Source organism: Streptosporangium carneum (assembly GCF_027922005.1).
Taxonomy (GTDB): Bacteria; Actinomycetota; Actinomycetes; order Streptosporangiales; family Streptosporangiaceae; genus Streptosporangium; species Streptosporangium carneum.
Genome location: NZ_BSEV01000036.1, coordinates 1 through 22,298 on the forward strand (window position 1 = coordinate 1; position 22,298 = coordinate 22,298).

At 71.8% G+C, this 22,298-nt stretch carries 17 protein-coding genes; 3 read left to right on the forward strand and 14 right to left on the reverse strand.

All coding sequences use genetic code 11. The features are described from left to right. The first annotated feature begins 378 nt into the window (after positions 1-378). A complete protein-coding gene (locus PKF00_RS39845) occupies positions 379-1,500 on the forward strand; it encodes a serine hydrolase domain-containing protein (RefSeq protein ID WP_271222946.1) in 1,122 nt (373 codons plus the stop codon). 135 nt (positions 1,501-1,635) lie between these two features. Here the strand turns inward: PKF00_RS39845 and efeB are convergent, their stop codons facing one another. The 4 genes from efeB to PKF00_RS39865 form a co-directional block, all read right to left on the reverse strand. Further along, positions 1,636-2,895 carry an iron uptake transporter deferrochelatase/peroxidase subunit gene (efeB, locus tag PKF00_RS39850; protein WP_271222947.1) on the reverse strand — a complete coding sequence of 420 codons (1,260 nt, stop codon included), beginning with the start codon at positions 2,893-2,895 and terminating at the stop codon, positions 1,636-1,638. Positions 2,896-2,949: 54 nt separating this feature from the next. Next, positions 2,950-4,092, reverse strand: coding sequence for an iron uptake system protein EfeO (efeO, locus tag PKF00_RS39855; RefSeq protein ID WP_271222948.1), 1,143 nt, complete (start codon positions 4,090-4,092; stop codon positions 2,950-2,952). A 12-nt stretch (positions 4,093-4,104) separates the two neighbouring features. Beyond that, positions 4,105-4,956 carry an iron uptake transporter permease EfeU gene (gene efeU, locus PKF00_RS39860; RefSeq protein WP_271222949.1) on the reverse strand — a complete coding sequence of 284 codons (852 nt, stop codon included), beginning with the start codon at positions 4,954-4,956 and terminating at the stop codon, positions 4,105-4,107. Between the two features lie 151 nt (positions 4,957-5,107). Further along, positions 5,108-6,601: an aminotransferase-like domain-containing protein gene (locus tag PKF00_RS39865; protein WP_271222950.1), complete on the reverse strand. Its 1,494-nt coding sequence runs from the start codon at positions 6,599-6,601 to the stop codon at positions 5,108-5,110. 88 nt (positions 6,602-6,689) lie between these two features. On the opposite strand from PKF00_RS39865, the gene PKF00_RS39870 reads away from it, so the two are divergent. Both PKF00_RS39870 and PKF00_RS39875 read left to right on the forward strand, forming a co-directional pair. Further along, on the forward strand, positions 6,690-7,550 hold the full coding sequence (locus PKF00_RS39870; protein ID WP_271222951.1) for an SCO6745 family protein: 861 nt from the start codon (positions 6,690-6,692) through the stop codon (positions 7,548-7,550). 41 nt (positions 7,551-7,591) lie between these two features. Beyond that, entirely contained in the window at positions 7,592-8,416 is an 825-nt protein-coding gene (locus PKF00_RS39875; protein ID WP_271222952.1) for a crotonase/enoyl-CoA hydratase family protein, read from the forward strand. Here PKF00_RS39875 and PKF00_RS39880 read toward each other — a convergent pair. The 10 genes from PKF00_RS39880 to PKF00_RS39925 form a co-directional block, all read right to left on the reverse strand. Continuing rightward, the gene (locus PKF00_RS39880; RefSeq protein WP_271222953.1) at positions 8,365-9,060 is read right to left on the reverse strand and encodes an ABC transporter ATP-binding protein; all 696 of its coding nucleotides are present in this window, start codon (positions 9,058-9,060) and stop codon (positions 8,365-8,367) included. The two genes, PKF00_RS39875 and PKF00_RS39880, sit on opposite strands and share 52 nt — an antisense overlap. Further along, positions 9,057-10,877: a dipeptide/oligopeptide/nickel ABC transporter permease/ATP-binding protein gene (locus tag PKF00_RS39885; RefSeq protein ID WP_271222954.1), complete on the reverse strand. Its 1,821-nt coding sequence runs from the start codon at positions 10,875-10,877 to the stop codon at positions 9,057-9,059. Before PKF00_RS39885 ends, PKF00_RS39880 begins: the two co-directional genes overlap by 4 nt. Further along, complete coding sequence (locus PKF00_RS39890; RefSeq protein WP_271222955.1) at positions 10,877-11,881, reverse strand: ABC transporter permease; 1,005 nt, start codon at positions 11,879-11,881, stop codon at positions 10,877-10,879. The genes PKF00_RS39885 and PKF00_RS39890 overlap by 1 nt, the downstream gene beginning before the upstream one ends. Next, positions 11,882-13,468 carry an ABC transporter substrate-binding protein gene (locus PKF00_RS39895; RefSeq protein WP_271222956.1) on the reverse strand — a complete coding sequence of 529 codons (1,587 nt, stop codon included), beginning with the start codon at positions 13,466-13,468 and terminating at the stop codon, positions 11,882-11,884. A 27-nt stretch (positions 13,469-13,495) separates the two neighbouring features. Next, positions 13,496-15,082, reverse strand: a complete 1,587-nt coding sequence (locus PKF00_RS39900; RefSeq protein WP_271222957.1) for an ABC transporter substrate-binding protein — start codon at positions 15,080-15,082, stop codon at positions 13,496-13,498. A gap of 96 nt (positions 15,083-15,178) precedes the next feature. Then, positions 15,179-16,768, reverse strand: a complete 1,590-nt coding sequence (locus PKF00_RS39905) for a PucR family transcriptional regulator (RefSeq protein ID WP_271222958.1) — start codon at positions 16,766-16,768, stop codon at positions 15,179-15,181. Between the two features lie 29 nt (positions 16,769-16,797). Beyond that, positions 16,798-17,676 carry a serine hydrolase gene (locus PKF00_RS39910; RefSeq protein ID WP_271222959.1) on the reverse strand — a complete coding sequence of 293 codons (879 nt, stop codon included), beginning with the start codon at positions 17,674-17,676 and terminating at the stop codon, positions 16,798-16,800. Next, positions 17,669-19,012 carry a serine hydrolase gene (locus PKF00_RS39915; protein ID WP_271222960.1) on the reverse strand — a complete coding sequence of 448 codons (1,344 nt, stop codon included), beginning with the start codon at positions 19,010-19,012 and terminating at the stop codon, positions 17,669-17,671. Before PKF00_RS39915 ends, PKF00_RS39910 begins: the two co-directional genes overlap by 8 nt. A gap of 10 nt (positions 19,013-19,022) precedes the next feature. Beyond that, entirely contained in the window at positions 19,023-20,348 is a 1,326-nt protein-coding gene (locus tag PKF00_RS39920) for a serine hydrolase (protein WP_271222961.1), read from the reverse strand. Then, a complete protein-coding gene (locus tag PKF00_RS39925) occupies positions 20,297-22,264 on the reverse strand; it encodes a S9 family peptidase (protein WP_271222962.1) in 1,968 nt (655 codons plus the stop codon). Before PKF00_RS39925 ends, PKF00_RS39920 begins: the two co-directional genes overlap by 52 nt. Positions 22,265-22,298 lie beyond the last annotated feature (34 nt).

A 22,298-nucleotide genomic window follows, 5' to 3' on the forward strand; every position in this document is an offset into this window, starting at 1 on the left:
CCTGCAGAACGGCCACCTGCCCGTCCCCACCGGCCCCGGCATCGGCGTCGACCCCGTCCCCGACATCCTGCGCGAGGTCACCGTCTCCACCGAATGGATCGCCCTGTGACCCGCTGAGCGGCGAGTGCCGGGACCCGGCAGCAAGGCCCGGCACGGGACCGTGCGGTGAGATCGGAGACGAGAGGACCCGGCCCACGCGCGACGCCGGCCGGGCCTTCGCCGTTCGGTCACCCCGACGGCGTCGGCGACAAGCCCGTGCGCGCTACCGCGAACGCGGCCACGCCATCACCGGACTGTCGTTGCAGCACCAGTCACCCTCCTTCCTTCGGAAGAGGGCACAAGCCGTTCCAGAAGAAGCCGACAGAAGGCCGAACAATCATGGAAAGCACAGGAAGGCGTTCTCCGGCGGTGACGGGCCCCGCTCGCGCGTCGACCGGGTACGGACAGGCGACCTTGCAGCGGGATCTGGACGCGATCCGCGACGCCGGCGCCGTGGGGGTGCAGGCACGAGTGGTGTCGCCCCGCGGTGAGCTCTCCGCCGCCAGCGGCACCGCGACACTGGGCCGCGACGTGCCTGTCCCGCTCGACGGGCACTTCCGGATCGGCAGCAACACCAAGACCTTCACCGCGGCGGTGATCCTGCAACTCGAGGCGGAAGGCCACCTGTCCCTGAGCGACAGGGTCGAACGGTGGCTGCCCGGTCTGGTGAGGGGCAACGGCAACGACGGAGCCGCGATCACCGTCAGGAACCTGCTCCAGCACACCAGCGGCCTGCACGACCACCCGCACGACGTCGAACAGGAGATGCGGACCGAGGCGGGGTTCCACCGGCACCGGTTCGCGCGCACGCCCCCCGAACAGGTGGTGGCCCTCAGCGTCGCCCATCCCCCCGTCTTCGCGCCCAACTCCGGCTGGGGGTACGCCAACGTCAACTACATCCTGGCCGGAATGGTCATCGAGAAGGCGACCGGGCACTCCTGGCGCGAAGAGGTCAGGCGCCGGATCATCGCGCCGCTGGAGCTTCGGCACACGACCCTGCCCGGCGACTCCCCGTCCCTGCCGGAACCCCACGTCGAGGGCTACACCCAGGACGCCCAGAGCTCCCGGCTGTTTCGCAGCACCGAGGTCAGCCTCGGCTGGGGCGGCCCCGCCGCGGAGATCGTCTCCACCACCGACGACCTCGGCCGTTTCTGGCGGGCGCTGCTGGGCGGACGACTGCTGCCCCGCACGCAGCTGCGCAAGATGACGACCACGGTCCCCACGGGCGTGCCCGGCTGGGAGTTCGGCCTGGGAATGGCTCAGCGGCGGCTGAGCTTCGGGATCCCGGTATGGTCCCACGCCGGCGGCACCCCGGGATTCGTCACCGACAACGCCGTCACCCCCGACGGCCTCACCAGCGTGATCGTGTCGCGCTCCACCGACGGCGGCTCACCCGCGCAGCACGAGGCCGCCGACCGCCTGATCGAGAACGCGGTCCGCGCCGCCTCGCCGACCGGCTGACCCGCCGGCCCGTACCGCTCACGCCCTCGGATCGTCGTCCGTGGGCGTGAGCGCCGCTTTCCGCCGCGGGCCGGAGCGTCCCGGCGATCCTGGTGGGACCACCGGGCGCGACCGGGCGGAGGCGACCGGGAGGACTCAGGAGAACAGGGCCCTGCCCCAGTAGTCGCCGGCGTCCTTGACTCCGCCGGGACAGGCGAACAGACCGCTCGAGACGTGCTTGATGTACTCGTTGAGCGAGTCCTTCCTGGCCAGGGAGAGCTGGACCGGGACGAACTGGCGGCGCGGGTCCCGCTGGTAGGCCATGAAGAACAGGCCCGCGTCCAGGCGGCCGAGACCGTCGGACCCGTCGACGTAGTTGTAGCCCCGGCGCAGCAGGTGGGCGCCCCCGTTGCTGCTGGGGTGGGCGAGCCGCACGTGGGCGTCGGCCTTGACGACCGGTTCGCCCGCCGCGTCCTTGGCGACGAAGTCGATCGGGTCGAACTCGGCCTTCTTCCCCAGCGGAGCTCCCTCCCCCTTGTTCCTGCCGAAGATCTGCTCCTGCTCGAGCAGGGACGTCCGGTCCCAGGTCTCGATCATCATCCGGATCTTCCTGGTGACCAGGTAGCTGCCGCCCGCCATCCAGTCCTGACCGTCGCCGGGGGCCACCCACAGCTGCTCCCTGAGCAGCTTCGCGTCCTCCAGCTTGAGGTTGTTCGTCCCGTCCTTGAACCCCATCAGGTTGCGGGGCGTCGCCTGCGCGCGCGAGGTCGAGGAGGTACGGCCGAAGCCGAGCTGGGACCAGCGCACCGAGACCCGCCCGAAGCCGATGCGGGCCAGGTTGCGGATGGCGTGCACGGCGACCTGCGGGTCGTGCGCGCACGCCTGGACGCAGATGTCTCCGCCGGAGATCTCCGGCAGCAGGGCGTCCCCGGGAAACTTCGGCAGGGGGGCCAGGGCGGCCGGTCTCCTGGCCGCCAGGCCGAACCTGTCGTCGAACAGGGACTCCCCGAAGCCGACCGTCAGGGTCAGCCCGGAGGCGGGCAGCCCGAGGGCCTCGCCGGTGTCGTCCGGCGGGGCCTCTGGGATCCCTCCGACGGCGCCGAAGGCGCCCGCCTCCCCGCCCTGGGTCATCCGGGCGGCCGCGGCCGTCCACTCCTGCAGCAGCTCGGCGAGCTCCGCCTTCTTTTCGGTGGTGACGTCGAAGGAGACGAAGTGGAGCCGGTCCTGGGCCGGGGTGACGATGCCCGCCTGGTGCTCTCCGTAGAAGGGCACGGCGTCCGAGGTCGCGGCGACGCTGGCGGAGGTCGCCACGGCCCCTCCGGACCCCGCGCGCACCGCGACGACGCCCGCGCCCGCCGCCGCCACTCCTGCCGCGCCCAGCCCGAACATCTTTCTGCGGCTGATCCGCTCACTCATGCCTTCTCCTCCGTACGGCTCGCGTGCCACCCACTCAGGACCGACCCGGTGGCCCTACTTGACGACAACCGCCGCGATCTTGCTGATCGGTTCGGACAGGGCGTTGATCGAGTCCGACAGCTTCTTCAGCTCGTCCTTGGACAGCTCAGTGTGGAGCTTCCAGCCGTCGCCCGCACGATGCGCGCCCAACTCGGCCTCCGTGGCGGCGAACTTCTCGTCCAGCGTCTTGACCAGGTCGGGAGCGCGCTCCTCGAGAACGGGCCTGAGCGCCTGGACGGCGGCCCTCGACCCCTGCAGGTTGGCGTCGAAGTCCCACAGGTCGGTGTGGGAGTAACGGTCCTCCTCACCGGTGATCTTCCCGGAGGCGACCTCGTCGAGCAGTTCCTTGGCGCCGTTGGCCAGCTGGACCGGGGAGAGCTCGGCGGCGTTGGCCTTCTCGACGATCGTCTTGATGTCGGTCATCAGCTTGTCGGCGACCGGGCCCGACTTGCTGATGTCCTTGGTGATCCAGAGATCCTTCTCGATCTTGTGGAAGCCGGTCCACTCCTCGCCCTCGGCCACGTCGTTCTCACGGGCGTCGATGGCGGGGTCCAGGTCGCCGAAGATCTCCGCGACCGGCTCGATCCGCTCCCAGTAGGTCCGCGACACGGGGAAGAGCGCCTTGGCCTTGTCACTGTCGCCCGCCTTGACGGCGTCGACGAACTCCTGCGTCTTGACCAGCAGGGTGTCGCTCTGGGTCTTGACGTAACGCTTGTAGCCCGCCGTCGCCTCGGCCAGCTTCGCGTCGGCGCTGAGCGGCTTGTGCTCGCCCGTCACCTTGAGCGGCCCCCGGATGCCCTTGCCGATCATGCCCGGCTTGCAGGCGGTCTCGTAGACGCCCGCGGGCAGTTCCACGATCACTTCGCGGGTCAGGCCGGGGACGATGTTCTCCACCTCGCCCATCACCCGGTCGCCTGAGGCGTAGACGTAGAACTCCGTCACCTTGCTGCCGCCGTTGGTGATGGTGAAGGTCGAGGTGCCGGCGGCGACCTCGGTGGTCGCGACCTTGCACTCGGTGTCGCTGGCGGCGACGGCGATCGGCCCGCCCGCGGTGCTCTTGGCGGCCTGGGGGCTCGCGGCGGGAGCGCCGCCGCCGGAGCAGGCGGTCAGCCCCGCGAGTGCGAGGAATCCTACGGCGATGGCGATGGAAGTACGCATGATGACCCTGTTTCAAGCCGCTGGACGCGGATCGGTGACGGACACGGGGGGTGAGGCGGCGGGGCGCTTGCGCTGGGGCCGCAGGAAGAGGAAGAGGGTGGGGACCGCGTAGGCGACCCAGGCGGCGGTCTCCAGCACGCTCGGCTGCGGGGTGATGTTGAACATCCCGGCCAGCAGCGCGCCGTACCAGGAGTCGGCGGGCAGGACCGAGCTGATGTCGAAGGCGTGGTTGGACAGGCCGGGCAGGACGCCGGCCTCCTGCAGGTCGTGCACGCCGTACTTGAGGATGCCCGCGGCGACCAGGATCAGCAGCAGGCCCGTCCAGGTGAAGAACTTGGTGAGGTTGACGCGCAGCGCGCTGCGGTACAGGCCCCAGCCGATCACGATCGCGGTGAGGACTCCCAGGCTGATGCCGACCAGCGGGCTGGCGCTCGTCGTCGCGCCCTGGACCGAGGCGAAGAACAGCAGGGCGGTCTCAAGCCCCTCGCGCGCCACCGCGAGGAACGCCATGACCGTCACGGCCACCGCGCCCATCTGCATCGCGTCGGTCAGCTTGGAGCGCAGCTCACCGGAGAGGGAACGGGCGGCCTTGCGCATCCAGAAGATCATCCAGGTGACGAACACGGTGGCCAGCAGCGAGACGACGGCCTCGAACAGCTCCTGCTGCCGGTACTCGAGGTGTGCCGCGGTGAAGGTCAGCAGCGCGCCGAACCCGATCGACAGGGCCACGGCGGCGCCGACGCCCGTCCAGACCTGGGGTAGTCGGTCCTTCCTGTCGCTCTTGACGAGGAAGGCGACGAGAACGGAGACGACGAGGGTCGCTTCGAGGCCCTCTCGTAGTCCGATGAGGTAGCTGGCGAACACCGTGACTCCTGGGAAGACTACAAAGGCTTACCTAATTTAGGGCAGGGCAACCTTACTCTCTACACGAGGATGCGTTATTTGGGCCCCCAGGTCGAGACATTGGCTCGCGATATGGCACTGATCTCCGGAAAACAGGCTTTGGGCGAGCTCCTTAAGAAGAGGTCAAAATCTGTCCCGAGACGGCGGGACCGGGCGCGGGAGCCGGGGCGGCCTGCGAGCGGCCCGCCGCCAGATCCCGGCTGTGGTGCTCCCAGGCGGCGGCCAGACGGTCGACCGCGGCCTCCAGGACGTGCGGGGACTCCGCGACCGACAGGCGGATGCCCGCGTGGTGACGCCCGTCGACGCAGTGCGCCGCGCCGGGGGCGACGATCACGCCGTAGCGGGCGGCGAGGTGGGCGTAGCTCTCGCTGTCGGTCACCGGCAGTGTGACCCACAGCGACAGGCCCGCGGCCTGCGGGTGCGCGCGCCAGGCGGGCAGATGCCGCCCCAGGAGGGTGACGAGTAGGTCACGGCGGGCGCGCAGGGCCGCCCGCAGGGCGTCGAGCCACGGGTCGTCGACGGCCTCCAGCAGGCGCGTGGCGATGACCTGGGCCGGGACGCCCGGCGCCAGGTCGCTGGCCGAGCGCAGCCGCAGCAGGTGGCCGCGCGGCGCGCCCTGCGTGCGGATCCAGCCGACGCGCAGGCCGGCCCACAGCAGCTTGGACAGCGAACCCACCGCGATGACGGCGTCCTCCCCCGCGGCCAGCGGCTCCGCCGGATCGGCGTCCGGCTCGAGGTGAAGGCCCCCCTGGGCGAGGTTCTCCACGATGAGGGCGCCGGTACGGCGGGCCGTGTTGAGCAGGGACTCACGGCGGGAGCGGCTCAGCACGGCTCCGACGGGACTGCCGCCGCCGGAGTCCACGTAGATCACCGGTGCGGACAGGTGGGCGGCGGCGCGGTGCGCGGCCTGGGCGTCGATGCCGAACGAGTCGACGGGGACGCCCACGAGGCGGGCGCCGCGCCCGGCGAGGGCGCCGGGCAGCCCCGCGTAGGTCGGGCAGCCCGTGACGACCGTGCGGCCCCGCGGGACGACCGCCGCGGCGACCAGGGTCAGGGCGTGCTGGGCGCCCGAGGTCACGATCAGCTGGTCGGGGTCGGTCGGCAGGCGGAGACGGCGGGTGAGGTGGTCGGCCAGGGCGGTCCGCAGGGCGAGGGAGCCCGCGGGTTCCAGGCCGTGGCCCTCGACGCCGGCCAGGACGTCCAGGCCAGATACCGGCGGGAGGTGGTCGACGCCCGAGGGCACGGCCTGTGACAGGTCGATCGACTCGCCTCCCCCCGCCATCTGGCGGCGCAGCAGCGCGGACGCCGGGTTCTCCCTCGGCGTGTCGGTCCAGGCGGGCCTGGACCTGACGAACGTGCCGGAGCCGCGCAGGCGCTCCACGATCCCGGCCGCCTCCAGCTCGTCGAGACAGCGGACCACGGTGCCGCGGCTGACGGAGAGCGCGTCGGCCAGCGGCCGTTCCGCGGGAAGCCTGTCGCCCGCCGCCACCAGGCGGCTCTCGACGGCCTCGGCGACGGCCTCGGCGATCCTGCGGTAGCGCGGCCCGGGGCGGTCACGCCAGCCGTCGAGCGCGATCCTCACCCACCAGCCCAGATCATGGTCCACTCCCCGAAATTGGCACTGTTCTTCCCGGGAGGCAACCGCGACCCTGGGCCGTGCCCGGAGGAAGAACCCGGAGAAAGGAGAGGTGTCCGTGGATCCGAGTCCCACACTGGCCAGGCGTTTCTGGGAGGCCCTCGAGCCTGTGCACTCGGTGGTCTACTTCACACCCGAGCCCGCGGAGGCGGCCAGGGCGCTGGGACTGCCCGCGTGGTGGACGGGCTACTTCGCGGGCAGGGCCGCGCCTCTCGGCGCGCTCGACGCGCCGGCGGTGACGGCGATGTTCTACGGCTTCGCCCCCGGCATGGTCTCCAGGGCCCTGCCGGACGCCTGGTCGTACGCCTCGCCCGCCGACGTGCTCGGCACCCGCCTGGAGGCCGTCCAGGCCGCCCTGAAGCGGACGCTGCCGCCCGCGGGGCCCGGCGGCCTCGAGCGGCTCGCCGTGCTCCTGGAACGGGCGGTGGGCGCGTGCCGTTACGAGGGCAGGCCGCTGGCGGCGGGCTGGTCGCGCGTCCGCCCTCCCTCCGACGCCGCCGGGCGCGTGTGGCTGGCAGCGACGGTCCTGCGCGAGCACCGGGGCGACGGGCACGTCATCGCCGCCGTCCACGCCGGGTTGCGGGGGCTGGACGCCGTCCTCACCCACGTGGCCACCGGAGCGGTCACCCGGGAGCTCCTCCAGGGCAGCCGGGGCTGGACCGACGACGAGTGGGAGGACAGCCGCCGCAGGCTGGCCGCCCGCGGGCTGCTGGACCGCACCTCACGGCTGACCAGGACCGGCGGGGAGCTGCGCCGCATGGTCGAGGACGCGACCGACCGGCTGGCCGCCGACCCGGTCGTGGCCCTCGGGGAGTCGGGAATCGAGGAGGTGATCGGCCTGGCGGCCCCGCTGAGCCGTCACCTGGTCGACACGGGGGTCGTCCCCGTCCCCAACCCGATCGGCGCTCCCCGCCCGTGACCTCCGCGACGTCCCGTCCCACCCACGATCGGAGAACCCGAATGACCGTCAAACTCGCCGTCGACGGCGCGGTGGCCACCGTCACCGTCGACCGCCCGGAGAAGCTGAACGCGCTCGACTACGCCACCATCGACCGGCTCTCGGCCGCGCTCGACCGGATCGAGGGCGACGACGCGGTCAGGGCCGTCATCCTGACCGGCGCGGGAGAACGCGCGTTCAGCGCGGGCGCGGACATCGGGGATCTGGCCAGAAGCATCGCGGGAGGCACGGACCGGGCCCTGCGTGAGATCGTGCGCCGGGGACAGGGACTCACCCGTCGCGTCGAGGAGTTCCCGAAGCCCGTCGTCGCCGCGGTGAACGGGCTCGCCTACGGCGGCGGGTGCGAGATCGTCGAGGCCGCGCACCTGGCCGTCGCGAGCGAGCACGCCGCCTTCGCCAAGCCGGAGATCACGCTGGGCTTCCCCCCGCCCTTCGGGGGGTCGCAGCGTCTGCCCCGCCACATCGGCCGCAAGCGCGGCCTGGAGATGATCCTGACCGGAGATCCGATCGACGCCGCCAGGGCGGCGGAGCTCGGCATCGTCAACGCCGTCGTGCCGCACGGCGACCTGCTCGCCGCCGCCAGGCGGCTGGCGGGCCGCGTCATCCGCCACGCGCCGACCGCGGTCGGCGCGTGCCTGGCCGCGGTGACCAGGGGGCTCAACGTCCCCATCGACGAGGGCCTCGCCGTCGAGGCGTCGTGGTTCGCCGTCACCGTGCCCACCGAAGGGGTCGCTCAAGGCCTGAGCCGCTTCCTCGACAGGGAGCGGCCCTCGGGTCAGGAGACCCGGCCCAGGCGGGGCACGGCCTCCAGCAGGGAGCGGGTGTAGTCGTGCCGGGGGGCGTCGACGACCTCCTCCGTCGGGCCCGTCTCGACCAGCCTGCCCTGGTGCATCACCGCGACGACGTCGGAGACGTAGCGGACCACGGCGAGGTTGTGCGAGATGAACAGCATCGACAGGCCCAGTTCCTCGCGCAGCGAGCGGACCAGGTTGAGCACCGAGCCCTGCACCGAGACGTCCAGGGCGGAGGTGATCTCGTCGGCGACCAGCAGTTCGGGCCGCGCGCCCAGCGCCCTGGCGATCGCCACCCGCTGCCGCATGCCCCCCGACAGCTCGCGCGGATAGCGCTGGGCCACGGCGCCCGGCAGGGAGACCAGCGACAGCAGCCGCTCGACCTCGGCCGCGCGGTCCGCGCGGGGCAGGCGGAGCCCCTCCGCGACCGACGCGCCCACGGTCATCCTGGGGTTGAGGGAGGCGTAGGGGTTCTGGAAGACCATCTGGATGCGCCGGGTGTCGGCGCCCGAGATCTCCCCGGTGTAGCGCACCAGCCCGGTCACCGCCTTGGCCAGGGTCGACTTGCCGGAGCCCGACTCCCCGACCAGGCCGACGATCGCCCCCTGGGGGATCTCCAGCGTGACGTCGTCGACGGCGGTGAACGCGCCGAACCGCACCGTCAGGTTCTTGATGATCACTGGGCCTCCCAGCAGGCGACGCTGTGCGCCTTGCCGTACGGGATCAGAGGGGGAAGCTCGGCGCAGCGGTCGCTCGCCAGCGCGCAGCGGGGCGCGAAGGCGCAGCCCGCGCCGACCTCGGCGGGAGCGGGCTGGCGTCCGGGGATGCTGGCCAGCGGCAGGGACCTGTCGGTGTCCATGTCGGGCAGCGAGGCGACCAGCGCGCGGGTGTAGGGGTGGGCGGCGCCCGTGACCAGCTGGTCGACGGGCAGTTCCTCGACCACCCTGCCGGCGTACATGACGACGACCCGGTCGCACAGTTCGCCGACCACGGCGATGTCGTGGGAGATGAACAGGGTCGCGGCGCCGGTCTCGGCCGTCACCTGGCGCAGCAGGCGGAGGATCTGCCGCTGCACCGTCACGTCGAGCGCGGTGGTCGGCTCGTCGGCGATGATGAGCCGCGGCGTGCCCATCAGGCCCATCGCGATCACCACGCGCTGACGCATGCCGCCGGACAGCTCGTGCGGATGCTGGCGCGCCCGCCGTTCCGGCTCGGGGATGTGCACGTGGTCGAGGCGGTCGACGGCCCTCTCCCAGGCCTTCTCCCGGCTCGCCCCCTGGTGCACCGTCGCTACCTCGGCGAGCTGGCCGCCGACCCGCAGCGCCGGGTTGAGCGAGGCCATGGGGTCCTGGAAGACCATCGCCAGCGAGGTGCCGAGCAGCTTGCGGCGCTCCTGTTCCGGCAGCTCGGCGAGGTCGACGCCGCACAGCCGCAGGCGTCCGGTCGTGACCTTGCCGGGGTAGGGCACCAGGCCGCCGATCGCCGAGGAGGTCAGGCTCTTGCCGCTGCCCGACTCCCCCACCAGGCCGACGATCTCCCCGGGCGCGACGGTCAGCGACAGGCCGCGGACCGGGGTCACGCCTCCGGGGAAGGTGACGGTGAGGTCCCGTACCTCCAGGACCGCCTCGGGGTCGGGCTCCTCGATCTCCTGCCGCGCGGCGGGCACGGGGGCCGCCTTCGCCGGTGTGGTGGTGCGCGCGGCGGCGCGCGCCAGGGCGTCTCCCAGCAGGTTGAACCCGATGCCGGCGAGCGCGACCGCCACGGCGGGACCGAGGGCGACGGCCGGGGTGTCGTAGATGCGGCTGAAACCCTCGAACAGCAGGCGTCCCCAGTCGAACGACGGCGGCTGCACGCCCAGGCCGAGGAAGGACATTCCGGCGAGCGCGAGCAGCGCGCTGCCCAGTGCCTGGGTGAGGTTGAGGATCAGCGGCTCGGCGATGTTGGGCAGGACGTGACGCGTCATGACCCGCATGCGGGGGACGCCGAGCATCCGGGCGGCCGAGACGTAGTCGGCCCCGGCGACGGAGGCGGCGAGCGTCTGGGTGAGCCGCGCGAAGCCCGGCGCGATGGCGACGCCGATGCCCAGCACCGCCCCCTTCGCGCCGAGTCCGGCGACCACCGCGGTGAACATGGCCAGCAGCAGCCCGGGGAAGGCGACCAGCGCGTTGACCGTGCCGGTGACCACTCGCGCGCCGCGGCGGGGCAGCACCGAGGGGAGCGCGCCGAGCACGGTCCCTATGACCGCGCCGATGAGCGTGGTCAGCAGGGCCAGGAGCAGGGAGAGCCGCCCGGCGACCATCACCCTGGCCAGGATGTCGCGGCCCAGATTGTCGGTGCCGAGCGGGTGTGCGTCCGAGACGCCCTGGAGGATGGCGGAGGGGTTGATGCGCTCGGCCTCCGCTCCCCAGATCGGCGGCCCGATGATCGCCAGGATCACCATGATCGTGACCAGTGTGGTCCCGGCGAGCCCGGCGGGGCTCCGCAACAGGTGCCGCATCAGGTCTCCTTCACTGCGGAGGTCGGGTCGAGCACGCCGAGCAGGACGTCGACGAGCAGGTTCACCACCAGCACGATCGCGCCGTAGACGAGGATCACGCCCTGGGCGACGGGGTAGTCCTTCTGCGTGATCGACTCCACGATCCGCAGGCCGAGGCCCGGCCAGGCGAAGACGTACTCGACGAGCACGCTCCCGGCGATCAGGCCGGTGAGCAGCAGGCCCCCGATGGTGAGGGTGGCGGTGAGCGTGTTGGGCAGGACGTGCCGGATGTAGAGGCGGGGGGCGGGCAGCCGTTTGGCACGTGCCAGCCGTACGTAGTCGCTGCCCAGCTCGCGCAGCGTCTCCACCCGGGAGATGCGGGCGATCATCGCGGCGGGGGCGATGGCCAGGGAGAGGATGGGCAGCACGTAGGACTCGGGGCCGCCCTTGCCCGCGGGCGGGAACCAGCCGAGCCCGATGGCGAAGGCCGCGACCAGGACGATGGCGTAGAGGAACTCGGGCACCGCGATGGCCGTGCCGGTCGCCGAGGTGAAGGTCGCCTCGGTGCCGCGGTTGCGGCCGTTCTCGGTGCGGACCCCCGCCCACATGCCGAGCGGCACCGCGATGAGCAGGGCCACCACGGTCGCGAGCAGGGCCAGGGTGAGGGTGTTGGGCAGCCGGGTGGCGATGACGTCGCCGACCGGCTCCCCGCTGAGGAAGGAGGTGCCGAAGTCCCCGGACAGCACGTTGCGGACGTAGGTCGCCAGCTGGGTGAGGATCGGCTGGTCGAGCCCGAGCGCCGCGCGCCTGGCCTCGACCAGCTCGATCGGCGCGGCCTGGCCGAGCGAGGCGCGCACCGGGTCACCCGGGATGAGGTGGATCATCGCGAACGACGCGACGAGCAGCACCGCCAGCGAGATCACGAACCGGATGAGGTGCCGGAGCAGGAACGCGCTCCGCGCGCGGGCCAGGGACACGCCGCCCGCGAGCAGGCGGCGGCCCTGGAGGCGAGGGATTCCGGCCACTCAGCCCGCCCCCGTCATCCGGATGGTGGTCGGCTGGAACAGGCCCGCCAGCAGCTCGAACTTGGCGCCCTTCTGCGCGATGAGCACGGTGTCCTCCACGACCGGCACCAGGTCGGAGTTCTCGAACAGGGCGGACTCCGCCTCGAGCCAGAGCTTGCAGCCCTCCTCGCCCGGCTTGAGCGCGGCATCGCCGACCAGCGTGTTGTACCGGCTGTTGTTCAGGTGGGCGAAGTTGCCGCCCTTGGGCGCGGCCGGCCCGGACAGGAAGCCGACGAGCTGGCTGGGCAGGGTGACGCCGATCGGCAGCCAGGTGACGTCCCAGTCCTGGGTGACGTTGAGCGACTCCGGCAGCTTGGTGTCGATGACGCCGTTCAGGACGGTCTCGGCGCCCACCTTCTTCCAGGCGGCGGCGAGGTACTCGGCGGCGGCCTGCGGACCGGCGCCCCTGGTGGTGATGTACAGCAGGCGCAGGGACAGCTTCTTGCCGTCCTTGACGCGGATGCCGTCGGGACCGGCCTTCCAGCCCGCGGCGTCGAGCCCGGCCGCGGCTGCGGCCGGGTCGAAGGCGGGAACGCGGCCGGTGACGCTGTCGCCCTGGCAGGGCCTGGGGTCTCCGACCAGCCCGGTGACCGGGCGTCCCGTCCCGCTGGAGGAGATGTTCCCCAGCTCGGGGAGGTTGATCGCCTGGGTGAGGGCCTTGCGCACCGCCGGGTCCTTGCCGGGACGGTCGTCACCCTGGTGGTAGAAGAACTGCCCCTTGGCCTCCGGCATGAGGACCTTGCTCACTCCCGGCGTCGCCTCGAGCCGTTTGCGGTCGGCACCGCGGACGATCGCGCCGTTGAGGCCGCCGGAGATGATCAGGTTGGCGGCGGTCTGCTCGTTCGGCACGACCTTCAGCACGACCTTGGCGGGCATGCCCGGCTCTTCGGTCGTGGCGCCGTTCGGCCCCCAGGCGTAGTCCTTGCGGATCTCGAAGGTGTAGTGGTCGCTGGGCACCGCCTCGACGAGCTTGTAGGGGCCGCTTCCCGAGGTGGCGTGGGCGATCAGCGAGCGGTCCTTGACCGCCTTGCCGCAGACGATGAACATCAGCGGGCTGCTCTCCAGGATGAAGCTGAACGGCTTGGGAGTGGAGAGGGTCACCGTCCCGGCCGCCTCGTCCGCCTTGGCCGTCATCCCGGCGGGGACGAGCACGCCGTAGATCGGCGACTTGGTGGCCGGGTCGGCGATGTGGTTGACGTTCTCCGCGACGTCGGCCGCGGTGAGCTTGGAACCGTCGGAGCAGGTGACGTCCTTGCGGAGGGTGAAGGTCACCGAGTCCGGTTTGACGTCCCACTTCTCGGCCAGCCCGGGGACGATCTTCCCGTCGGGGGTCTGGTTCACGAGCGTGTCGTAGGCCAGCGACAGCACGGTGTTGGTGACCCCGAGGATGCCCATGGCCGGGTCGAGCAGCCCCGGGTCGGCGGGGAGCGCGAAGGAGAAGGTGCCGCCTTCGACGGGCTTCCCGGACGGGCTGCTCTCCGCGCCGCCACAGGCGGCCGCGAGCAGGCTCAGGGAGGCGAGAACGGCCGCGGGCCCTACGTTTTTCATCGGAACTCCAGAAAATTTCTTTGCCACTTAGCCCGCCTCGGTCATCCGGATGGAGGTCGGCACGAACGTCGCCGCCGGGAAGTCGAACTTGACGCCCTTCTGGGCGACGAGCACGGTGGTCTCCACGACCGGCACCAGGTCGGAGTTTTCGAACAGGGCGGACTCCGCCTCGAGCCAGAGCTTGCAGCCCTCCTCGCCGGTCTTGGCCGCCGCCTCGGTGATCAGCTCCTCGTAACGGGTGTTCTTCAGGTGGGCGAAGTTGCCGCCCTTGGGCGCCGCGGGGCCGCTCAGGAAGCCGACGAGCTGGTTGGGCAGGGTGACGCCGATCGGCAGCCAGGTGACGTCCCAGTCCTGGGTGGCGTAGAGCGACTCCGAGAGCTTGGTGTCGATGACGCCGTTCAGCGTGACCTCGACGCCCGCCTTCTTCCAGGCGGCGGCGAGGTACTCGGCCGCGGCCTGCGGACCAGCGCCCCTGGTGGTGATGTACAGCAGGCGCAGGGACAGCTTCTTGCCGTCCTTGACGCGGATGCCGTCGGCACCGGCCTTCCAGCCCGCGGCGTCGAGCCCGGCCGCCGCGCCTGCGGCGTCGAAGGCCGGAACGCGGCCGGTGACGCTGTCACCCCGGCAGGGCGTGGGGTCCTGCACCAGCCCCTTGGCCGGGCGGCCGGTGCCGCTGGAGGAGATGTTCCCCAGCTCGGGGAGGTTGATCGCCTGGGTGAGGGCCTTGCGCACCGCCGGGTCCTTGCCGGGACGGTCGTCACCCTGGTGGTAGAAGAACTGGCCGTTGCCCACCGGCATGAGGAACTTCCCCATTCCCGGCGTCGCCTCGAGGCGCTTGCGGTCGGCACCGTAGATGACCGCGCTGTTGAGATCACCGGAGATGATCAGGTTGGCGGCGGTCTGCTCGTTGGGCACGACCTTCAGCACGACCTTGGCGGGCATGCCCGGCTCCTTGGTCGTGGCGCCGTTCGGTCCCCAGGCGTAGTCCTTGCGGATCTGGAAGGTGTAGTGGTCGCTGGGCACCGCCTCGGCGAGCTGGTACGGCCCGGACCCCGAGGTTCCGCGGGCGAGCAGCGAGCGGTCCTTGAGCCCCTTGCCGCAGACGACGAACATCTGCGACGTGGTCTCCAGGATGAAGCTGAACGGCTTGGGAGTGGAGAGGGTCACCGTCCCGGCCGCCTCGTCCGCCTCTGCCTTCATCCCGGCGGGGACGAGCACGCCGTAGATCGGCGACTTGGTGGCCGGGTCGGCGATGTGGTTGACGTTCTCCGCGACGTCGGCCGCGGTGAGCTTGGAACCGTCGGAGCAGGTGACGTCCTTGCGGAGGGTGAAGGTCACCGCCTCCGGCTTGACGTCCCACTTCTCGGCCAGCCCGGGGACGACCTTCCCGTCGGAGCCGATGGTCACCAGCGTGTCGTAGGCCAGCGACAGCGTGGTGTTGGTGACCCCGAGAATGGCCAGGGCCGGGTCGAGCGCCCCGGGGTCGGCGGCGAGCGCGAAGGAGAAGGTGCCGCCTTCGACGGGCTTCCCGGATGGACTGCTCTCCGCGCCGCCACAGGCGGCCGCGAGCAGGCTCAGGGAGGCCAGAGCCGCCGCCGGTCCTACGTTTTTCATCGGAACTCCAGGAAGGTGGGGGGCGATGCCCCACACTCGCTTTTTCATGCAGCTCCTTCTTCGTGCCCGATCACAAAAAGCGGGCCGTCCATCGTGCTATCTGCCGAAGATCCGCATCTGGAGCATGACGGTGAGCCGGGCCTCGGGGTCGCCCAGGTCCAGGCCGCTGATCTCGGTGAGCCGCTTCAGCCGGTAACGGAAGGTGTTGGCGTGCACGTGGACCCTGGCCGCGGCCGCGTTGACGTCGCCGAAGGCGTCGAGATAGGCCCGCAGGGTGGGGACCAGTTCGCTGCCGTGTTCGGCGTCGTAGGACAGCAGTCGCTCGTAGGGGCCGGTCGGCGCCTGTTCCTCGGCCTCGGCCAGGTCCGAGAGCTGCAACAGCAGCGCCTCGAAGTGCACGCCGGTGTAGCCCGCGACGGCGCCGGAGGACTCGCGGGCGCGCAGCACGCGCAGCGCCCTGTCCGCGTCCGCCCTGGACCTGGCCACCTCCGACAGGTTGCCCGCCAGGCGTCCGACACCGATGTTGGCGGCGTGCCTGGGGCCGACGCGGGCCAGGAAGCTCTCGGCGACCCGCACGGCCCGCGCCTCCTCCTCACCGCCGCTTCCCGCGTGCAACGGCAGCACGGCGTAGGCCACCGAGCCGACCAGCGCGGCCGCCGCCTTGGGATGGATGGCCCCGACGTGCAGGGCCAGCGCGTCGCAGAAGCGCTGTCTGTCGCTCTCCCTGCGCGCGGCGTCGCCGTCGGACCCGCCGCTGAGCTGGGCGGCGAGCACGCACAGGCGCTCGCTGGCGACGCCGAGCCGTCCCGCCGCCTCGGCGGCGTCCTTGCCGCCGGCCAGCACGGTGGACAGCAGGTCGGCGCGGAGCCTGCGCCGGGTGTCCGCCCCCGCGCGCTGCCGCAGCAGCTGCAGGGCGACGATCTTGGCCGCGTCGGCGAGGGCGCGCTGCCGCTGGTCGCTCAGCGGCTCGCGCACCGCGGCCCAGATGGAGCCGAGGATCTCGTCGCCCGACCGCACGGCCACCGCGGCCCGGTGGATGCTGTCGCCGTCCATCTCGAGGTAGATCGGCTCGTGACTCTGGTAGAGCTGCCGGAAGAACCCTCGCGCCTCCAGCATCCGCTGGAAGCGCATGGGCACCTGACGGCCGAGCACCGTCTCGACCCTGCCGGGGTCGGCCTCGTCCTGCCGTCCCGAGTAGGCCAGCACCCGTGAGGAGCGGTCCTCGATCGTCACGGGGGCGTCCAGCAGCGCGCACACGGCGTTGGCCAGGGAGAACAGGTCGTCGGGCGGGGTCTCCCCCGGCTCGGCGAGGTCGCCCTCGGCCAGCAGGGAGCGCAGCAGCGCGGCCACCTGCGCCCACGAGGCGGCCCTGGTCAGGCCCAGCACCGCGACCCCGGTCTCCAGCACCTTGGCGCGGACGAGCTCGTCGACGGGGACGGGCTGCTTGACGACGACACCCGCGGCCGGGCCGACCGCGTCGAGCAGGGCGCAGATCTGCTCGGCGCGGTCGACCCCGACGGCGAGCAGGATGCCCCCCTCGGGGAGCAGGAGCTCGTCGAGGGGGTCATAGATGTGCACCCCGGTGACCTCGGCGTCGAGTTCCCCGGGGGAGGCGGCCACGTCCAGCACGGTGCTTCCCAGGTCGTCCAGGATCCGCTGCATGCTGGCACGTGGCCGATTGCTCATCTGCTCACGATAATGGACATACAAGGACATCATTTATGGATGTGCTCTATTGCCACCTGAGCGGCACGGCCGATCGCCGCGTCCGCCCGGGGCAGCCGCAGAGCGAACGAGGGGGTTCGCAGGAAGACCGCCGCCGCGTAACGCCGTCCGTCCGGGTACTCCAGGACGCCCGCCTCGTTGCGGACGCCCCAGAGCGTGCCGGTCTTCGCGGAGATCTTCACCTCGTCGCCGAACGCGGAGGACAGGCGGTGCGGCCAGATCTGGTTGCCCAGGATCTTCCGCGCCTCCGCGCAGGCCTCCGGAGAGCCCGCCTCGTCCCGCCAGATCTGGCTGAGCAGGGTGGTGATCTCGCGGGGCGTGCTCGAGGTCGTCCGCTCGGGGTCGCGGATCGCCAGGTCCCTGATCTGCTCCTGGCCGACCTTGGCGAGCCCCTCCTCGTCGTCCAGCCCGGCCAGCCCCAGCTCGGTCACGACGCTTCCGAGCAGTTCGGCGCAGCCGCCGATCAGGCGGGTGCGCTCCAGGCCGAGCTCGCGCAGCGTGGCGTGCACGTTGTCGAGCCCGACCCGGCGCAGCAGCACGTCGGTGGCCGCGTTGTCGCTCATGGTCATCATGAAGTGGGCCAGGTCGCGCAGGGTGAGCGAGACGTCGTCCGCGCACCCCGAGGTGCCGATGCCGCCGTCCTTGTCCGCCGCGCTCACGGTCAGCCGCTCGGTGCGCTCCAGCGTCCCCGCCGCCGCCTGCCTGGTGTACTCCAGCAGGATCGGCAGCTTGAACACCGAGGCGAGCACCACCGGGTCGTCGGCGCCGTAGCAGACCTCGGCGTCGCCGTCGACCTCGCGGACGTGGACGAAGCCCTCCACGTCCGCCTCTTCGAACACTTCGCGCAGCGCGCTGGACACGTCAGCCACGGCGCAGCGTCCTCGCTCCGTTGTGCATGTGGGTGGCGCGCCCGTCCCCGACCACGAAGGTGATCGTGTCGTGCATGCCGTCCTTCGGCTCCGCCGCGATGAAGGAGTGGTCGGCGTAGTGCACGAAGCGGGTGGTGGTCCGCGTCTGACCGCCCTTCTCCATGAACTCGCCGGGGATCAGGGTGGCGTCCAGGCCGCCGTGGGCCTCGGTCACCTCCCAGGCGTACATCGGCCCCTCGTACCTGCCGACGTAGGGCTCGGGGTTGACCACCAGCGGCGTCTGGGGCGGAACGGGAAGATCCGGTACGGCCAGGCCGGTGGCCTCGCGGATCAGCGGCAGCAGCAGGTCGGAGATCAGGCCCACGAGGGCGCCGCCGTTGGCGCTTATCGCGATCGCGAAGTCCGCCCCCGGCACGACCCGCCAGAACGTGCTCTGCCCGATCGTGCCGCCGTCGTGCCCGTAGACCTCGCCGCCCCAGTCGAACAGCTCGAAGCCCAGGCCCCAGCGGTCGGCGAGCAGACCGGGGACCACGGGCACGTCGATCTGCCTGGTCCGCATGGCCGCGACCGACTCCTCCGACAGCAGCCGGGTGCCGTCCTCGGCCACGCCGCCCGCGATGAACATGCGGCCGAAGCGGACCAGCTCGCGCAGGGCCAGGCACATGGTCGAGCCCGCGGGGGCGTTGGAGCGCGGCATCGCCCACTCGAGGCTGACCTCGTTGTCCGGGCCGAGATGCCCGGCGGCGGCCCGGAACACGATGGCCTCCTCGGGCAGCAGCGCCCAGTGCGTGGCGCCGAGCGGGCCGAGCAGGTGCTCGCGCATGGCCTGCTCCCAGGTGGTGCCGCGCAGCCGGGCGACCAGCGCGCCGAGCACGCAGTACCCGGAGTTGCAGTAGGAGAACAGGGCGCCGGGCTCGTGGACGTGGCCCGCGCCGTGCAGGAAGTCGATGTACTTGTCCAGGCAGTCGTCGCCGCGCCCGGTGTCCTCGAACAGGTCGCCGTCGAAGCCGCCGCTGTGGCTGAGCAGCTGCCTGACGGTGACGACGCTCTCCGAGCCGTCGGCGACGGCGAACTCGGGCAGGTAGTCGCGGACCGGCTTGTCCAGGTCGACCAGCCCCTCGTCCACGAGCTGCATCACCAGCGCGGCGGTCCAGACCTTGGTGGTCGAGCCGACCTGGAAGACGCTGTCGGGGGTGGTCTCGACGCCGGTGTTGCGGTTCAGCACGCCGCTGACGGCCTCGTGCAGCTCACCGTTCGCCCAGATCGCCAGCGAGGCGCCGGGCACGTTGTGCTGCCGCGCGGCCTCGTCGAGCCGCTTCTGCAGATCCTCAAGCATTCTCGCTCCTTCAGGCGGTCTTGGGGGTGGCGCGGACGCCGAGGTGGACGTACGGCGAGCCGTCGGGCAGCTCGTAGAAGACGGCCGACAGCCACTGGGGCTCTCCGTCGGGGCGGCCGACGAAGGTGGTGTCGTTCACCGGGATGAGATCGAACTCCAGGGGCGGCTGCGTCCCCGCGAGGGCGCCGGTGGCCTCGGCGTACATGGACAGCTGCCCGTCGCGGACGGTCAGCGTCATCCGGGAGCCGGCCCGCTCGTACACACCGGCGTAGCGCTCGACGTCGACCTCGACCGGCTCGGCGGGCGGCCCCAGCACCGGCGGCACCTCCACGCCGACCAGGTCGGCGAACAGCTCGGTCGCCAGGGCGTCGTGGAAGGCCGCGGTGTGGCCGCCGTTGGTCAGCGAGCACACCACCGTCCCGGTGCCGGGGAGCACCCAGAGCATGGCGGCCTGGCCGATGGTGTTGCCGCCGTGGGAGATCACCTGGTGGCCCTGCCACTCGTCGAGGATCCAGCCGATCCCCCACTGCTTGCCGATGGTGTACGGGTTGGGGATGTCGACCTGCGGCTCCCACATCGCCCGCGGGTCGGCCAGCAGGTCCGTGCCCAGGTGGGCGCGGCCGAAGGCGACGACGTCGGCGGGGCGGGCGGAGATCAGGCCGGCCGGGCCGCAGGAGCGCATGAGGCTCGAGACGGGGGCGGGCCTGCCGTCGAGGTGGCCCAGGGCGGCGCGGAAGCGCAGCACGTCCTCCGGCAGGGTCCAGGTGTGGGTCAGCCCGAGCGGCTCGATGACCTGCTCGCGCAGCGCGGCGTCCCAGACCTTGCCGGTGAGGCGCTCGATGACGCGTCCGGCGATGATGAAGCCGGAGTTGCAGTACGACTGCGTGACGCCGATGGGGTGGTTCTGCGCGAGGTCCGCGCAGGCCTCGACGTACTTCTCGATGCAGTCGTCGCCGCGGCCCGTGTCGAGGAAGAGGTCGCCGTCGATGCCGGAGGTGTGCGAGAGCAGGTGCCTGATGGTGACGGTCTTGGTCACCTCCGCGTCGGCGACCTTGAACTCGGGCAGGACCTCCGAGACCGGGGTGTCCAGCGTCAGCGCGCCCTGCTCGATCAGGAGCATGAGCTGGGTCGCGGTCCAGACCTTGGTGATCGAGCCGATCTGGAAGAGGGAGTCGGTGGTCACCTCCACCCCGGTGTCCACGTTGAGCACTCCCGCGGCGAACTCGTGGAGCTCTCCCTCGTGGAAGAAGGCCAGGTTCGCGCCGGGAACCTCGTATTCGGCGATCAGCTCTGCGAGCCGGTCGTGCCAGCGTCCGGAATCCACTGCTCCAGCCACGCGACGATCCTTTCGTTGTAGTCCAGCCGATGAGACGGACGGCCGTTGAGAATGAACAGGTGGGAGCCGCCGGGGTAGCGGACGAGCCTGACCGGCACCCCTTGTTCGCGCAGCGCGGCGAACCACTGCTCCGCCTGGCCGACGGGACACCGGTCGTCGGCGTCCCCGTGGAGCAGGAGGGTCGGCGTGGTCACCCGCGCGACGCCGCCCATGGGCGACTGGGCGGCGACGTCGCCACCGCATTCATATGTCTTGAGGTAATATCCGGCGTCGGAGGTGCCGGACATGCTGTGCAGGTCGCTGACGCAACCGCCGGGAATGGCCGCCTTGAAGCGGTCCGTCCTGGTCGGTAGCCAGCAGGATATGTAACCGCCGTAGCTGTAACCGGTCAGCCCGAGCCGCTCCGGGTCGGCGACGCCCTCGGCGACCAGTTCGTCGATCGGGCTCAGGAAGTCGTCGGTGTCGGCGATTCCCCAGGCGCCGAGGGCGGCGGTGTAGAACGCCTCGCCGTACCCGTCGCTGCCCCGGGGGTTGAGGGTGAGCACGGTCCAGCCCTTGGCGGCCAGCACCTGGTGGTAGAGGTGCACGCCGTCGAAGACCGGCGCCCAGGTGTTGTGCGGGCCGCCGTGCACGTCGAGCAGGAGCGGCCCAGGTTCGGTGAGCGTCTCGTCGCGCAGCACGAACCCCTCGACCCGCGTCCCGTCCGGGGCGGTGAAGACACGACTGCGCGGGACGAGAAGCTCCACGTCGTCGAGCGCGTAGGCCGTCAGCTTCGTCACGGCCGGGGCCCCGGCGGCCGCGTCGGCCGTGGCTCCCCCGGGGGCGTCCGGCAGGGCGCCGGACCGAGCGGCCGGGAGGTCCAGGAGGTAGACCTCGCCCGCGCTGTACGGCGTGGCCGCGACGTAGGCGATCCTGCCCGCCACCGCGCTGGCGCCGGAGACCACCTGGTCCCCGCCGACGACCTTCTCCCCCGAGGCACGGTAGAGGTGCGTGAAACCGCCGTCTCGGGCGCAGAAGACCAGTTCGCTCCCCGCGAGCTGGGGGGTCGCCCCCGGATAGCCCGGCGCGCCCACCATGACGTTGCGGTCGAGTCCTGCCGCGATCTCCGTGAGCCCGTCCTCGCCGAGGACGAACAGGCGAGTGTGACCGCTGGGCCCCGAGGTGAACCCGGTGACCAGCAGCCGGTCGCCGAGCCACCACGCTCCCGTGCAGACCACGCTCTCGTCGGTGAGCCGCTCCGGCTTGCCTGCGGGGACGTCGGAGGAGCCCGCGGGACGACCGGGGACGTCGACCGAGTAGACGGCTCCGCCGACGACCAGGTCACGGTCGGGGTGCATGGCGGCGACGAAGGTCAGGGTCCGCCCGTCGAGGGTCCACGAGGGCTCGCCCGCGTGGAAGTCTCCCGAGGTGACCTGCGCGCTCTCGCCCGTCTTCGCGTCCACCACGAACAGGTGCTTCGTCAGGCCGCGCAGCAGGCCCACGCCGTCGGCCTTGTACTCCAGGCTGTCGGCCACGACCGGGGCGTGCGGGTCGAGGTCGCCGCACGGCGCGCCGTAGGCGATCCTCGTCCCGTCCGGAGACCAGACCGCGGCCCCCGCGCCCAGCGGCGCGGTGGTGAGAGGACGCGGCTCACCGCCGTCCATCGGCAGCAGGTGGATCTGCGGCTTTCCGTCCACGGGGCGGACGAAGGCGAGCACGCGCCCGTCGGGCGACCAGCGCGGAGAGGAGTCGGACGGTCCGTCCGTCAGGCGCCGCGGCTCGGCGCCCGGAGCGGCGAGCCAGATCTCCGATCGGTTGCCGTCGGATTCCTGGTCGGCTGTGGTGACCACATAGGCGACGGCGCTCCCGTCGGGGCGCAGCCGGGGGTCTCCCGGCACCGCGATGCGGTAGAGGTCAGTGGGGGAGAGGCGAGGCATGTCCGAACGCTAGGCGTCCGTTCGCGCCGCTTCT

Bases quoted from the DNA above. Each gene is read 5' to 3' on its own strand.
- efeB (WP_271222947.1), bottom strand. From the start codon at position 2,895: ATGAGTGAGCGGATCAGCCGCAGAAAGATGTTCGGGCTGGGCGCGGCA.
- PKF00_RS39875 (WP_271222952.1), top strand. From the start codon at position 7,592: ATGACCGTCAAACTCGCCGTCGACGGCGCGGTGGCCACCGTCACCGTC.
- PKF00_RS39885 (WP_271222954.1), bottom strand. From the start codon at position 10,877: ATGCGGCACCTGTTGCGGAGCCCCGCCGGGCTCGCCGGGACCACACTG.
- PKF00_RS39925 (WP_271222962.1), bottom strand. From the start codon at position 22,264: ATGCCTCGCCTCTCCCCCACTGACCTCTACCGCATCGCGGTGCCGGGA.
- PKF00_RS39915 (WP_271222960.1), bottom strand. From the start codon at position 19,012: ATGCTTGAGGATCTGCAGAAGCGGCTCGACGAGGCCGCGCGGCAGCAC.
- PKF00_RS39895 (WP_271222956.1), bottom strand. From the start codon at position 13,468: ATGAAAAACGTAGGGCCCGCGGCCGTTCTCGCCTCCCTGAGCCTGCTC.
- PKF00_RS39905 (WP_271222958.1), bottom strand. From the start codon at position 16,768: ATGAGCAATCGGCCACGTGCCAGCATGCAGCGGATCCTGGACGACCTG.
- PKF00_RS39845 (WP_271222946.1), top strand. From the start codon at position 379: ATGGAAAGCACAGGAAGGCGTTCTCCGGCGGTGACGGGCCCCGCTCGC.
- efeO (WP_271222948.1), bottom strand. From the start codon at position 4,092: ATGCGTACTTCCATCGCCATCGCCGTAGGATTCCTCGCACTCGCGGGG.
- PKF00_RS39900 (WP_271222957.1), bottom strand. From the start codon at position 15,082: ATGAAAAACGTAGGACCGGCGGCGGCTCTGGCCTCCCTGAGCCTGCTC.